This window comes from Glycomyces rhizosphaerae (genome assembly GCF_042647865.1).
In the GTDB taxonomy this organism is placed as follows: Bacteria; Actinomycetota; Actinomycetes; order Mycobacteriales; family Micromonosporaceae; genus Glycomyces; species Glycomyces rhizosphaerae.
This window is the reverse complement of sequence record NZ_JBHRWO010000015.1, coordinates 140177-154077: the sequence shown is the minus strand read 5'-3', so window position 1 is coordinate 154077 and position 13901 is coordinate 140177. Positions and strand designations below refer to the sequence as shown.

General features: G+C 70.0%; 14 protein-coding genes. 3 read left to right on the top strand and 11 right to left on the bottom strand.

Going from position 1 to position 13901, the window contains the following annotated elements:
• Positions 1 to 7 precede the first annotated feature (7 nt).
• Genes ACFO8M_RS17925 through ACFO8M_RS17875 form a run of 11 tightly spaced genes read right to left on the bottom strand, consistent with a single transcriptional unit; the run spans position 8 to position 10089 of the window.
• On the bottom strand, positions 8 to 934 hold the full coding sequence (locus tag ACFO8M_RS17925; RefSeq protein WP_387978048.1) for an MFS transporter permease: 927 nt from the start codon (positions 932 to 934) through the stop codon (positions 8 to 10).
• A complete protein-coding gene (locus ACFO8M_RS17920) occupies positions 931 to 1395 on the bottom strand; it encodes a hypothetical protein (protein ID WP_387978047.1) in 465 nt (154 codons plus the stop codon). Before ACFO8M_RS17920 ends, ACFO8M_RS17925 begins: the two co-directional genes overlap by 4 nt.
• 45 nt (positions 1396 to 1440) lie before the next feature.
• A complete protein-coding gene (locus ACFO8M_RS17915; RefSeq protein ID WP_387978045.1) occupies positions 1441 to 1830 on the bottom strand; it encodes a thiol-disulfide oxidoreductase DCC family protein in 390 nt (129 codons plus the stop codon).
• Positions 1827 to 2660, bottom strand: coding sequence for a shikimate dehydrogenase (locus ACFO8M_RS17910; RefSeq protein ID WP_387978044.1), 834 nt, complete (start codon positions 2658 to 2660; stop codon positions 1827 to 1829). Before ACFO8M_RS17910 ends, ACFO8M_RS17915 begins: the two co-directional genes overlap by 4 nt.
• Positions 2660 to 3928 (bottom strand): endolytic transglycosylase MltG, encoded by a 1269-nt coding sequence (locus tag ACFO8M_RS17905; protein ID WP_387978042.1) that lies wholly within the window; start codon positions 3926 to 3928, stop codon positions 2660 to 2662. Before ACFO8M_RS17905 ends, ACFO8M_RS17910 begins: the two co-directional genes overlap by 1 nt.
• Before the next feature lie 7 nt (positions 3929 to 3935).
• Positions 3936 to 4415: a Holliday junction resolvase RuvX gene (gene ruvX, locus ACFO8M_RS17900; RefSeq protein ID WP_387978040.1), complete on the bottom strand. Its 480-nt coding sequence runs from the start codon at positions 4413 to 4415 to the stop codon at positions 3936 to 3938.
• A complete protein-coding gene (gene alaS, locus ACFO8M_RS17895; RefSeq protein ID WP_387978038.1) occupies positions 4416 to 7097 on the bottom strand; it encodes an alanine--tRNA ligase in 2682 nt (893 codons plus the stop codon).
• 19 nt (positions 7098 to 7116) lie between these two features.
• A complete protein-coding gene (locus tag ACFO8M_RS17890; protein ID WP_387978036.1) occupies positions 7117 to 7410 on the bottom strand; it encodes a hypothetical protein in 294 nt (97 codons plus the stop codon).
• Between the two features lie 34 nt (positions 7411 to 7444).
• Positions 7445 to 7951 carry a DUF948 domain-containing protein gene (locus ACFO8M_RS17885; protein ID WP_387978034.1) on the bottom strand — a complete coding sequence of 169 codons (507 nt, stop codon included), beginning with the start codon at positions 7949 to 7951 and terminating at the stop codon, positions 7445 to 7447.
• Entirely contained in the window at positions 7944 to 8702 is a 759-nt protein-coding gene (locus ACFO8M_RS17880) for a hypothetical protein (protein ID WP_387978032.1), read from the bottom strand. Before ACFO8M_RS17880 ends, ACFO8M_RS17885 begins: the two co-directional genes overlap by 8 nt.
• The gene (locus ACFO8M_RS17875; protein ID WP_387978031.1) at positions 8692 to 10089 is read right to left on the bottom strand and encodes a replication-associated recombination protein A; all 1398 of its coding nucleotides are present in this window, start codon (positions 10087 to 10089) and stop codon (positions 8692 to 8694) included. The genes ACFO8M_RS17880 and ACFO8M_RS17875 overlap by 11 nt, the downstream gene beginning before the upstream one ends.
• A gap of 140 nt (positions 10090 to 10229) precedes the next feature.
• On the opposite strand from ACFO8M_RS17875, the gene ACFO8M_RS17870 reads away from it, so the two are divergent.
• Genes ACFO8M_RS17870 through ACFO8M_RS17860 form a run of 3 tightly spaced genes read left to right on the top strand, consistent with a single transcriptional unit; the run spans position 10230 to position 13885 of the window.
• Entirely contained in the window at positions 10230 to 11279 is a 1050-nt protein-coding gene (locus ACFO8M_RS17870; protein WP_387978029.1) for an iron ABC transporter substrate-binding protein, read from the top strand.
• A 30-nt stretch (positions 11280 to 11309) separates the two neighbouring features.
• Positions 11310 to 12896, top strand: a complete 1587-nt coding sequence (locus ACFO8M_RS17865) for an ABC transporter permease (RefSeq protein WP_387978027.1) — start codon at positions 11310 to 11312, stop codon at positions 12894 to 12896.
• Positions 12893 to 13885, top strand: a complete 993-nt coding sequence (locus ACFO8M_RS17860; protein ID WP_387978025.1) for an ABC transporter ATP-binding protein — start codon at positions 12893 to 12895, stop codon at positions 13883 to 13885. The genes ACFO8M_RS17865 and ACFO8M_RS17860 overlap by 4 nt, the downstream gene beginning before the upstream one ends.
• Positions 13886 to 13901: the final 16 nt, after the last annotated feature.

Sequence of the window (13901 nt, the reverse complement as noted above, 5' to 3'; positions counted from 1 at the left end):
GCCCGAGTCAGCCGGTCGCGGTCAGTTCCGGGTCGGTTTCACCGCGGTCGCGTGGATTCGGCATTCCCTTGCGTCCCTGCAGCTTCGCGCGGGCGCGGCGGGCGAGGTCCTTCGGGTCGATCCGCTCCAGCGGCAGGAAGCAGGCCATGGCGAACAGGTGCGGCAGGAAGCTGATCGTGAGCGCGGCGAAGATCGCGACGTGGAAGGCGTAGAAGAACGCGATGATCGAGTACTGGATCCGCTTCCAGGGGTAGACGAAGAGCACCAGGGGCGTGAGCAGCTCGAACGCGATCATGCCCCACTGGGCGGCGGTGAGCAGCTGCGGGAAGTCGAGCAGCCAGTCCGAGAAGACCGTCCCGCGGCGGATGATCGCCCAGGTGAAGACCCCGGAGTTGGCCCATTCGAGGCCGCCGTAGCGGAACTTGGACCAGGTGGAGAGGAAGTACGTGCACACCACGGCGATCTGGACCAGGTTGAAGCCCCAGCCCACGCGCTGCGAGAGGTGCTCGCGGTCGCCCCAGCGGGCCTCGGGCATCATGCAGAGCACGAGCAGCAGCGCCATGAAGCCGAAGCTCGCGTGGTCGACCTTCCCGTACGAGTTGTAGATGAGCATCCACTCGAAGTACGCGATGAAGAGGATCCAGCCGAACAGGCGCGGGCGGTAGCCGAGCATCACCGGCAGTGCGGCCGCGAGCATCACGACCAGGGTGCCGGTGACGATCCAGTAGTTCGGGGCCGGGATCGGCAGGACGCGGCCGATGAGCAGCGGCTGGTACAGGTCCTCGGGCAGGAAGCGGTGCTGGATGATGAACGGCTTGTAGGCCCACCACTCGATCCAGACGAAGAGCCCCGCGAGGAAGCGCATGGCGGCCACGCGGCCGAGCGCCACGGGCGTGAAGAAGAAGCCGTTCACGTAGCGGGTCACGGAGCTCATGAGGCGGCCCCTTCGGTCCAGGCGGCCGCGATCTCGACGGTCTCGGCGCCGGTGCGCTCGCCGTCCTTGAGTTCGTATCTCACGATCTGCACCTCGGCGGCGACGATCTCGGGGCTGTCGGGGTGGGCGTCCTCGTAGGCCTCGGCGACGAGGGCCAGGAGCGCGGGGTCCTCGCGGAAGCGGCTCAGCTGGCCTTCGAGCTCGGCGCGGCGGAAGCCGGTGTCGTTGTCGCCGATGGCGAAGGTGCGGCCGTCGGCGTCGGTGAGGACGAGGCTCGTGCTGTTCGCCCAGCCGTCGGGGTCATGGGCGTGCGAGTACATCTTGAACGGCGCGAACGGAAAGAAGTCGTCAGTGCCCCACAGCGAAGTCGCCATGAGGGCGAGCGTCATCGCGAGGGTGGCGGCGATCCGCACGATCTTCCCTCGGCGCGTCAACGGGGGCTCGGCAGCGTCCTTGGGCACCGGGCGAGTATGCCATGTCCGGCTAAATCAGCCTGCGACGGAACGTCATCGGCCGGTGAGACGGTCCCGTTCGGCCTGCGGCAGCGAGCAGGCCGCGGTGCCGCCGGGGAGCTTGTGGCGGTTGCGGGAGATCAGCCGGTAGACCGGCCAGGCGGCCTTCGAGACGAGCTTGAACGACAGGAACCAGCCGATGGGCCGCCAGTACCACTGGGCGCGGCGCAGGAGCACCGCGATCGCGTCCGGCCCGGCCTGCTGGTAGTTCGCCTCGACCCAGATCACGGCCTCCTCGGCCTGGGCCTGGGAGACGCCGAGCCCAGCGAGGTCGGCCCACTGCCAAGGCGTGACCTCGGCGGTGGTGCGGACGTGCTTCTCGAGGAACTGGGCGGCCTTGGTGCAGAAGGCGCAGTCCCCGTCGTAGAGGAAGGTGTGGGTCATGCCGGCCTCGTTTCAGCGTTCGTTCTCGACGGTACCGCCCGGTAGAGGGCCTCGCGCATGGCCGTGACGGGCGCCTCGTCCAGGCCGGTGAACTGGGTCCACTGCCGCACCGCCTGGGCGAGCAGGAGGGCGAGGCCGTCGAGGACCTGGACGCCGTCGCGCTCGGCCTCCGCGGCGAGCGGGGTCGGCCACGGGTCGTAGAGGATGTCGAACAGGACCGCGCCGGGCTTCCAGAGCGGGTGCAGGTCATCGGTGACGCCCTTGGGGACCGTGGCGATCACGAGGTCGGCGCCGCCGACGTGCACGGCTTCCTCCCAGCTCTTGGCCACCAGCCGGAGCCCGAGCGCGGAGGCGACCGGTTCGAGTTCGGCGATCGCCTCGCGGCGGCGGGCGTAGACCTTGACGGTGGTCGCACCGAGGTGGGCGGCGGCGGCGAGCGCGGCGCGGGCCGAGCCGCCCGCGCCGAGCACGGCGATCTCGTCGGCTTCGGTCATGCCGACCTCGGCCAGCGCGTCAACGATCCCGGGTGCGTCGGTGTTGTCCGCGAGGCGGCGCCCGCCGCGCAGCACGAGCGTGTTGGCCGCGCCGATGGCCTCGGCCACCGGCGTCGCCTCGTCGGCGACGGCCAGGGCGATCTCCTTGAGCGGCATGGTGAGCGAGAGCCCGGCCCAGGTCTCGTCGAGCGAGTCGACGAAGCGGGCGAGCCCGGGTTCGTCGCATTCGTGTCGCGTGTAGGTCCAGTCGGCGAGCCCCGCGGCGACGTACCCGGCGTTGTGGATGACCGGCGACAGCGAATGCTCGATGGGCTTGCCCAGGACGGCGGCGCGCATTACTGGATCCCGTTTTCCTCGGCGGTATCGATGTTCGTCTGGTGCTCGTCGTATGTCTCGGCGAACAGGGCGCTGCCGTCGTCGAAGGCGGTGACGAAGAACAGGTAGTCGTTGGGTTCGGGACTGACGGCCGACTCGAGCGCGGCGGCGCCCGGGTTCGAGATCGCGCTCGGCAGGTAGCCGGCGTGCTGGGGCGCGCTGGGCGACCACGGGTTGTCGGGGTCGCGCATGACCGAGCCCCAGTCGATGTCCTCGCCGGAGGTGATGGCGTCGTCGCCGTTGAGCAGGCGGCCGTAGTTCCAGATCGCCTCGGACTCGAAGCAGTTGCAGTTGGTCTGCTCGTGCGAGTACGGGTTGATGTACAGCTTGTTGTACATGACCTGGGCGATCTTGGGGTCGTCCGTGGCGATGCCGGACTCGGACTGGACGATGGAGGCGATCTGGAGCGCCATCCACGGCTGGATCTTGAACTCGCCGTTCGTGGGCGGGTAGAAGGTCTGGTTCTCCATGGCGCCCGGGTCGTAGTCCGGGTCGGGGTCCTGGATGGCGGCGAGCTTGTCGAGGAAGCCGATCTCATCGATGGTGGCGTTGAACCGGGAGACCATCTCAGTGAGCATCTCCACGGCGGTCATCGTCTCGTCGAACTCGTACGCGGAGGGGAAGAGGAAGCCCTCGACGGACTTGACCTGGCGGTCGCTGAAGCCCTCGAACCAGATCGGTTCGACGCCGAGCGCCGCCGGGTCCTGGGCGGCGGCCTCGAAGTCCGCGACGGGCACGCCGGTGTATTCGGAGAGGATCTCGTAGATCTCGAAGGACCGCTTGCCTTCGGGGACGACCACGTGGTCGAGCGTCAGGTTCGCCTCGTCGATGAGAAAGGCGAGGGCCGAGGCGGCCGACATCTCCTCTTCCATGGCGTAGACGCCGGGCTGGATCGACTGGCCGGAGTTGCCGTCGTCCTCGGAGGCGTTCAGGAAGGCCCTCGCGGAGGCGACCACGCCTTCGGCTTCGAGGTGGTCGGCGATGTCGGCGACGAGCCAGCCTTCTTCGATGGTGATGACCACCTGGTTGCCGTTGCCGTCGCCGGAGAAGTCCTCGGCGATGAAGTAGTCCTTGATGACGTTGTTGTACGCCCACCAGCCGCCGACGCCGATGACTGCGAACAGGGCCACGACCAGGGTCATCGCGATCAGGGACTTGCCGGAGTCCTTGCGTCGGTGGCTCCTGGGAGCCGCATCCCGCTCGTCCTCGGTCCTGAAATCGCCGAGCATCCTGTGCTTACCTCCGCCGCTGGTCCAACCATTGCTGGAGGATCTCCACCGCCGCCGCCTGGTCCACGATGGAGCGCTTCCGTTTGCCGCGCACGCCGCCTTCGTTCAGTCTGCGGGTGGCGACGGCGGTGGTCATGCGCTCATCGGTCAGGGTCACCGGAACGGGTGAGACGTGATCGGCGAATCGCTGCACCCAGGCTCGGGTGTGAGCGGCAGCCGGCCCCTCCTCACCCGAAAGAGTAACGGGTAGGCCAACGACGATTTCGACAACCTCGTACTCGCGGGCTGTTTCGGCGATTTCGCGGATATCGCTCGGAATGTCCTCACCAGCGGTTTTGAGGTCGCGACGAACCGTCGCGACTGGAGTCGCGAGCAGACCGTCCGGATCGCACACGGCGACTCCGATGCGGGCTTTGCCGAGATCGATGCCGAGACGGCGGCCCCGCACCCACTCGGTGGATGCGGGGCCGTTCGCTGATTCGCTCATTTACGCGCTGATCGCGCCGGTCACGGCGGCGAGCAGCTGCGCGGCCTGGTCGGCCGGGACGCCGCCGCCCTGGGCGACCTCGTCGTTGCCGCCGCCCTTGCCGGACAGCGCGGCCTTGACGAGGGCCTGGGCCGAGACGTGCTGCGCCTGCGCGGCCTTGTTGGCCGCGACGACGATGCTGGCCTTGCCGCCCGCGGTCGCGACGACCGCCGCGACACCGGGCTGGTCCTCGGGCAGGTGCCCGCGGATCTGCATCGCGAGGTTGCGCACGTCGCCGCCCTTGGTGCCCTCGGGCGCCTGCACGGCCGCGACCTTGACGGCCCCGACCTGCTTCGCGGCGGCCGCGAACTCCGCGGCGCGGCCGGAGACGGCCTTCGCCTGGAGGGTCGCCAGCTCGCGCTCGGCGTCCTTGGTGCGCTGCAGGATCGCGCGCACGCGTTCGAGCACGTCGCCGCGCTGCGCACCGATCTCCTCGGCGATCTGCGAGACGAGGTCCCGCTCGCGCGCGAGGTACTTGTAGGCCTCCATGCCGGTGGCGGCCTCGACGCGGCGCTGGCCGGAGCCGACCGAGGACTCGGCCGTGAGGACGAGCGGGCCGATCTGGGCCGAGTGCGACACGTGCGTGCCACCGCAGAGCTCGCGCGACCAGGGGCCGCCGATCTCGACGACGCGGACGGTCTCGTCGTAGGTCTCGCCGAACAGCGCGACCGCGCCGAAGTCCTTGGCCTCAGGGAGCGTCATGTACTTGACGGCGACCGGCAGGTCGTCGCGCACCGCGCGGTTGGAGACCTCTTCGATCTCGCTGCGCGTCTCATCGGAGAGCTTCGAACGCCACGAAAAGTCCAGGCGCAGGTAGCCGGGCCGGTTGAACGAGCCGGACTGGAGCGCGGTCGGGCCGAGCACCTCGCGCAGGGCCGCGTGCACGACGTGCGTGCCCGAGTGCGCCTGGCGGGCGCCGAGGCGCCACTCGTGGTCGACCGAGGCCTCGACCTTGTCATCGATGACCAGTTCGCCTTCGAGGACGCGGACCTTGTGGACCACGAGCTTCTTCACCGGGCGCTGCACGTCGAGGACCTCGGCGAACAGGCTCGGGCCGACGAGCTTGCCGGCGTCGGCGTGCTGGCCGCCGGACTCGGCGTAGAACGGGGTCCGGTCGAGCACGACCTCGATGATGTCCCCGGCCTTGGCCGCGGGGATCGACTGGCCGTCCTTGAGCAGGCCGATCACGCGGGACTCGGTCTCGAGGGTCTCGTAGGCCTTCCAGTCGGTCGGGCCCTGCTCCTGGAGCAGCTGCCAGTACGCCGACAGGTCCGCGTGGCCGGTCTTGCGGGCCGCCGCGTCCGCCTTCGCCCGCTGCCGCTGCTCGGTCATGAGCTTGCGGAAGCCCTCCTGGTCGACCGAGAGCCCCTGCTCCTCGGCCATCTCCAGGGTCAGGTCGATCGGGAAGCCGTACGTGTCGTGCAGCTCGAACGCCTTGGAGCCGGAGAGGGTCTTGCCGCCCTCGGTCTTGGTCTCGGACACGGCGGTGTCGAGGATCGTGGTGCCGTGCTTGAGGGTCTTGAGGAAGGCCTCTTCCTCGCCATAGGCGTAGGAGGAGATCCGCTCGAAGTCGGTGCGCAGCTCCGGGTAGGCGGCGGACATGCGCTCCATGGCGACCGGCAGCAGCTCGGGCATCGCCGGCTTGTCGTAGCCGAGCAGGCGCACGGCGCGGATCGCGCGGCGCATGAGGCGGCGCAGCACGTAGCCGCGGCCCTCGTTGGAGGGCACGACGCCGTCGCCGATGAGCATCAGCGAGGAGCGGACGTGGTCGCCGATCACGCGGAAGCGGATGTCGTCCGGGTGGGACTCGGAGGCGGTGTGCGAGGTCGAGACGCCGTAGCGCTTCCCCGTCAGCTCCGAGGCCTTGTCGATGATCGGCCGGACCTGGTCGGTCTCGTACATGTTGTCGACGCCCTGGAGGAGCGCGGCCATGCGCTCCATGCCCATGCCGGTGTCGATGTTCTTCTTCGGCAGGTCGCCGGTGACCTCGTAGCCCTCCTTGGCGGGGCCGCCGCCGCGGAGGTTCTGCATGAACACGAGGTTCCAGAACTCGAGGTAGCGGTCCTCGTCGACCTCCGGGCCGCCTTCGGGACCGTAGTCCGGGCCGCGGTCGTAGTACAGCTCCGAGCAGGGGCCGCACGGGCCGGGAATGCCCATCGACCACATGTTGTCGGCCTGGCCGCGGCGCACGATGCGGTCGAGCGGCAGCCCGATCTGCTTGTGCCAGATGTCGATCGCCTCGTCGTCGTCGAGGTAGACCGTGGCCCAGATCTTGTCGCCGTCCAGGCCCAGGCCGCCGGACTCGACCGAGCCGGTGGTCAGGTCCCAGGCGAAGCGGATCGCCTGCTCCTTGAAGTAGTCCCCGAAGGAGAAGTTGCCGTTCATCTGGAAGAACGTGCCGTGGCGGGAGGTCTTGCCGACCTCGTCGATGTCGGGCGTGCGAATGCACTTCTGCACCGACGTGGCGCGGTTCCAGTCGGGGGTCGCCTGGCCCAGGAAGTAGGGCACGAAGGGGACCATGCCCGCGGGCACGAACAAGAGGTTCGGGTCCTCGAAGGCGGGCAGCGGTGCGCTGGGGACCACCGTATGGCCGTTGGACTCGAAGAACTTCAGAAACCGGCGTTGGATTTCAGCGGTCTCCATGGGGCACCTCCTTCAAGGTCTAGAACGGCCGGCCCTTCAAGGCCTGCTCGTCTTCGTCTTCGTCTTCGGCGAGCAGCGGCGAGATGTCCTCGCCCCGCTCGATCGCGTCGAACAGCTCGGCCTCTTTGGCCTGCTTGGCCTCAGAGACGTCCGCCCAGAACGCTTTGAACGACTGCTTCATTTCAGCACCGGCGTCGCCCACGCGCTCGGCGACCCCGCCGGGAGTGACCGACTCCGCCACCTTCGTGAGCTTGCGGACCACGACCACGCCGACCGCGATGCCGATGCCTACCCAGATCATCCGTTTCAACACGGGAACTCCTCAAGCTTATTAATCGCGAGGCGGGTTATTCGCCGGCCTTCTTGCGGGACTTCTTGGCCCGCTTCGCCTGGCGCCTGGTCTGGCGGGACGCCTCGACCATGCGGCGCACCTGCTGCTCGTCGACGCCCTGGTTGCGCTTCTTCACGGCCGAGCGCAGACCGAAGCCGAACGCGGCGGCCTTCACCAGCGGGGAGCCGACGGCCGAGACGACCAGGCTCGTGATGTTGGCGACGTTCGACGAGATGTGCGCGGCGTTCCCGGTGATGGCGCCGACCTTCTCCAGCTCGCCCTCGACCTGGGTGAGGGAGCCGTTGACGTTGTCGAGGGTCGTGTTGACGTTGCGCAGGATCGGGCCGATCTCGTGATCGACCTTGTCCAGGGTCGAATTGACCCGCTTGAGGGTGGCGGTCGCCTTGTTGATGAGGCGGAACGCGAGCATGACGCACAGCAGGAAGATGCCGAGTCCGGCGAGCAGAACCCCCAGCTCCCAGACGCTCCCGGTCCATCCTGCCGCCACGGTCTCCTCAGGCACGGTCTCCCCCTGTCGCGATATCGCCGGCGCCGCCGGCGATGAAGTGTGTGGTCTCGGTCCTCTCAGACCTGAATGCGGCTGACGCGGCTCCGGCGCACCGGCCGGGCCTTCGTGCAGGCGTTACCGACCTTACCTTGCGGGACCGGACATCTAGCACAATGGGGCCGTCAGTCCACTCTCCAGTTAACGGCGCCGCCGTGATGCGTTCCTCGGCGAGGCGCGGCAGGGCCGCCTGGGCGGCTATCACGGCCGTGACCTCGGATCCGACGCACAACTCGTAGCGGTCGCCGCAGTCGACCGGGACGACCCAGATCTCGAGGTACAGCTCGTCGCGCACGTAGCAGCCCTCCTCGCCGAGGCCGCCCACGCACAGCTCCGGATCGGCCGGGGTCCAGCCCGCGTTCAGGACCGCCTGCCAGTACTCGTTCGCCGTGTCGTCCACAGTGCCTTCCGAGGTCCAGGTGCGCATCCGCACCCGGCACTCCCCCAGGCACCAGCGGCTCCCGTACGTCTCGTCGTGCACGCTCACCGCCGCCCAACCGGGGACCCTCAATTCGTCGACGGCCCGGCGCGTCGGATCCACGCTGAAGGCCCGGCCGAGCCACAGGACGGCCGCGACCAGCAGCACCGCGGTGACGGCGATAGCGAGCACGGTCATACGCAGCTTCTCGATGCGCGCACCGGACTGCTCGAGGTCCGCGGCGATGCGGTCCGAGGCACGCCCGTCGCGCTGCGGGCGGTCAGTCGCCATCGGCCGGTCTCGCGCCGCGGCCCGATCGCACGATCCGGCGCAGTTTCTCGAGGCGGTCGGCGATCTCGGCCTCGTTGCCGTGCCGGGTCGGCCGGTAGTAGTCGCGCCCGGCGACCACGTCCGGGGCGTACCGCTGCCCGACCACGCCGCGCGGGTCGTCGTGCGGGTAGCTGTAGTGATTGCCGTGGCCGAGCGCCCCGGCACCCTGGTAGTGGGCGTCGCGCAGGTCGGCCGGGACGGGCCCGATCTTCCCTCGGCGCACATCGGTGATCGCCTCGTCGATCGCGGTGATGACGGCATTCGACTTTGGGGCCGTCGCCAGGTGGGCGACCGCCTGGGCGAGGTTGATGCGGGCCTCGGGCAGGCCGATGCGCTCGACTGCGGTCGCCGCGGCGGTGGCGGTCTGGAGCGCGGTCGGGTCGGCCATGCCGATGTCCTCGGAGGCGAAGATGACCAGGCGGCGGGAGATGAACCGCGGGTCCTCGCCGGCGACGATCATGCGCGCCAGGTAGTGCATCGCGGCGTCCACGTCGGAGCCGCGGAGGCTCTTGATGAAGGCGCTGGCGACGTCGTAGTGGCTGTCGCCGTCGCGGTCGTAGCGGACCGCGGCGGTGTCGATGGCGGCCTCGACCACGGCGACGGTGAGCGCGGGCTGCTTCTCGTCGTCCTCGGTCTGCACGGTCAGCGCGGCGGCCTCGAGCGCGGTGAGGGCCTTGCGGGCGTCGCCCGCGGCGGTGCGCACCAGGTGCTCGCGGGCCTCGGGTTCGAGGGTGACCGAGCCGTTCAGGCCGCGCTCGTCGGCGACGGCGCGGTCGACGACCTCGCCGACGTCGGTGGCGTCCAGTTCGCGCAGGGTGAGGAGCACGCAGCGGCTCACGAGCGGGGCGACCACGGAGAAGTACGGGTTCTCGGTGGTCGCGGCCAGAAGCGTGATGGTGCGGTCCTCGACCGCACCGAGCAGTGAGTCCTGCTGGGTCTTGGTGAAGCGGTGCACCTCGTCGATGAACAGGATCGTCTGCGGGCCGCCGGTGCGGCGGATCCGGCGGGCCTCGTCGATCGCCGCGCGCACGTCCTTAACGCCGGAGTTGAGCGCCGACATCGCGCGGAAGCGCCGGTCGCCCGACTGGGCCACGAGGTGCGCGATGGTGGTCTTGCCGGAGCCGGGCGGGCCCCACAGGATCACCGAGAGCGGCTGGCGGCCCTCGACCACCTGGCGCAGCGGCGAACCGGCGCCGAGCAGGTGGTCCTGGCCGACGAGCTCGTCGAGGGCGCGCGGCCGCATGCGCACGGCGAGCGGCTCGTCGCCGGAGGAGGAACCGGTGCCGAGGATGCCCGAGCCCTGGGGTTCGGGCGGGCCGGCGTTGTCGAACAACCCTGGTGCGTCCATATCGCAACCAGCGTAAGCCATCTGCGAGTACTCATCGAATCACCCGGGGTTGCTTGAAACTTCCACAAAGCTTAGCTTAGGCTTACCTCGCTTGTTCGGCCCACGAACACGCATGGCTCATTTCTGTGAAAGGCCCAGCCATGTCTGCACACATCACCCGTCGGGGATTCGCCCTCCTCGGCGCCACCGCCCTTGCCGCCCCCTTGGCCGCGTGCGGCTCTGACGAGCAGCCCGCCGCCGACGAGACCGCCGCGGAGGACCAGCCCGTCGTCCTCTACAGCGGCCGCAACGAAGAGCTCATCCAGCCGCTGCTCGACCAGTTCACCGCCGACACCGGCATCAAGGTCGACGTCCGCTACTTCGACTCCGCCGAAGCCGCCGGCCTGCTGCTCGAAGAGGGCGACCGCAGCCCCGCCGACCTGTTCCTGTCCCAGGACGCCGGCGCGCTCGGCGCCGTCGCCAAGGCCGGGCTGCTCGGCGAACTCGACGCCGACCTCCTCGGACTCGTCCCCGAGCAGTACCGCTCCTCCGAGGGCGCCTGGGTCGGCCTGACCGGCCGCTCCCGTGTGATGGTCTACGACCCCGCGAAGATCACCGCGGACCAGCTGCCCTCCTCGGTCCTGGACCTCACCGGCGAAGCCTGGGACGGACGGGTCGCCATCGCCCCGCTCAACGGGTCGTTCCAGGCGTTCGTGACGGCACTGCGCGTCACCGAGGGCGACGACGCGGCCGCGGCATGGCTCGAAGGCATGGCCGACGCCCCGCAGCTGGAGAAGAACGGCCCGATCGTCGAGGGCGTCGCCTCCGGCGAGCTCGAAGCCGGCCTCGTGAACCACTACTACGTCTACGAGATGGCCGCCGAAGCCGGCGTCCCGGTCGAGGAATACGGGCCGGCGCTCCACTACTTCGCCCCCGGCGACCCCGGCGCGCTGGTCAACGTCTCCGGCGTCGGCGCGCTCGGGGACTCGGCCGAGAAGGCGAACGTCGCCGCGCTGCTGGACTACCTGCTGGCGACCGAGGCCCAGACCTACTTCGCCGAGACGACCTTCGAGTACCCGCTCATCGAGGGCGTGGCCGGTCCTGCGGGCCAGCCCGCGCTGGCCGAGCTCGCCGGTCCCGCGATCGACCTGAACGACCTCGACGATCTGGAGACGACGGTCCAGATGATCCAGGAAGCCGGGCTCGCGTAGAGCACGGCGGACCATCGCATCGGATTTCGCATGACAAGTACCACCGCCGACCGCGATCGAGCGGCGACTTCCCGGCCCGGCCCGGCGCTCCTGCGCCGGGCCGGGTCGGCCGCCGCTTGGCTGTGGTGCCTGCCGGCCGTCATCGCCGCACTCGTGCCGGTCGCCTACCTGGCCTGGCGCACAACCGAAGCGGGCGGTGCGGCGGTCCTGGAGCAGTTGGCGCGCCCTCGCCTGACCCAGATGACCGTCAACACGCTGCTGCTGTCGGCGGCCGTCACGGCCGCTTGCCTGGTCATCGGTACCGCCACGGCGTACCTCGTCTCGCGGACCGACCTGCGCGCCCGAACCGCGGTGAACCTCGCGGCCTCGCTGCCGCTCGCCGTGCCCACCTACGTCGCCGCCTTCTCGTGGCGGGCGGCCTTCCCCGGCACCGAGGGCTTCTGGATCTCGGCGCTCGTGCTCACCGTGTCCAGCTTCCCGTACGTGCACCTGCCGGTCGCCGCCGCGCTCAGCCGCACCGACCCGGCCCTGGAAGAGCAGTCGCGAATCCTCGGCGACGGGCCGTGGCGGACGTTCTTCAAGGTGACCCTCCGCCAGATCGCCCCGGCGGCGGTGGCGGGAGCGCTGCTGTGCGCCCTCTACGTGTTCCACGACTTCGGCGCGGTCTCGATCCTGAGATACGAGACGTTCACGACCGCGATCTACTCGGCCTGGCGGCTCGGATTCGACCGCACGGGCGCCCTGGTCCTGTCCACCGCGCTCGCGGTCCTGGCACTGATCCTCCTCGGCGGGGAATGGGCCGCCACCGCGCCCGGCAGGCGAGCCCGGCGCGAAAGCTCCTCCGGGCGTGAACCGGCCAGACTCCGGCTCGGGCGCGCCGCGCCGCTCGCCTACCTCGGACTGGCCGGTCTCACCGTGCTCTCGCTGGGCGTCCCCGCCTGGAGTCTCATCCGCTGGACACTCGACGGCGTCTCCACCACCGATCCCGCCGAGGTGTGGACCGCGGCCTGGACCTCGCTGAGCCTGTCGGCCGCCGCCGCGACTTTGACCATGGCGCTCGTCGTCCCCGTCGGGCTCTACGTCGCCCGGCACCGAAGCCCCCTCGCCGCCGTCACCGAACGCCTCGTCTACCTCGGCTACGCACTGCCGGGAGTGGTCATCGGCCTGTCGCTGGTGTTCCTGGCGATCAACCTCGACTGGGTCTACGAACGGTTCTACCAATCGGTCCCGCTCCTGGTGTTCGGCTACGCGGTCCTGCTGCTGCCCTTGGGAATGGGCGCGGTCAAGGCCAGCGCGGCCCAGGCGTCGCCGCAGCTGGGGCAGGTCGCCGCCTCGCTCGGCGCCGGGCCCGTCAGACGATTCGCGACGATCACGCTGCCGCTGACGGCGCCGGGCATCGCCGCCGGGGCAGCGCTGGTGTTCCTGACCGCCATGAAGGAACTCCCGGCGACACTGCTCCTGCGCCCGGCCGGGACCGAGACGCTGGCGACGCGCTTGTGGACTTACACCGACGTCGCCGCCTTCTCGGCGGCCGCCCCGTACGCCGCGCTCATCGTGGTGTCCTCGGCGGTGCCGATCTGGTTGCTCAGCAGAAGAATCGGGAGGCTCCGGCCATGAGCGAACTGCACATCGAAGGCCTGCACAAGACCTTCGGCGACACCGTCGCCCTCGCCGGTGCGGATCTGGCCGTCGCCGAGGGCGAACTGGTCGCCGTGCTGGGTCCCTCGGGCTGCGGGAAGACCACGCTGCTGCGGTGCGTGGCCGGGTTCGAACGGCCCGACGGCGGTTCGATCACGGTGGCGGGCAGGCGGATCGAACACCTGCCTCCGCAGGCGCGGCGGGTCGGCGTCGTCCCCCAGGAGGGGGCGCTGTTCCCGCATCTGTCGGTGGGCCGCAATGTCGCCTACGGGCTGCACGGCGCGGGCCGGGGCGGCCGTGTCGCCGAGGTACTCGATCTGGTGGGTCTGGACGGGTACGCACGGCGAATGCCGCACGAATTGTCGGGCGGCCAGCGCCAGCGGGTGGCGCTGGCGCGTGCGATGGCGCCCAAGCCCGAGCTGATCCTGCTCGACGAGCCGTTCAGCGCGCTCGACGCCGGGCTGCGGCAGTCGCTGCGCGGCGAGGTGGCCGCGGCGCTGCGGGCCGCCGGTGCGACGGCGGTGCTGGTGACGCACGACCAGGACGAGGCGTTGAGTCTGGCCGACCGGGTGGCGGTGATGCGGGAGGGCCGCATCGTCCAGTTCGCTCCTCCGGCCGAGGTGTACCGGTCGCCGGTCGACCCGTGGACGGCGTCGTTCGTGGGCGACGCGGTCTGGCTCGACGGCGATGTGGACGGGGATACGGCCGCGACCGCGGTCGGCGATGTCGCGGTCGAGGGCCCTGACGGTCCGGCGCGTCTGCTGTTGCGGCCCGAGCAGTTGCGTCTGAGCGAGGGGGCACCGAACGCGACGGTGTCGGCAGTGGAGTACTTCGGCCACGACGCGCTGGTGACGCTGGAATTCGCGAACGGAGTGCGGTTGCGTTCCAGGGTGCTGGGTGGGGCTCCGGTTGCGGGGCAGTCGGTGTCGGTCGCCGTCGACGGAGCGGCGCGGGCCTTCGCGCGTTGACGCCGTAGGCGTTGGA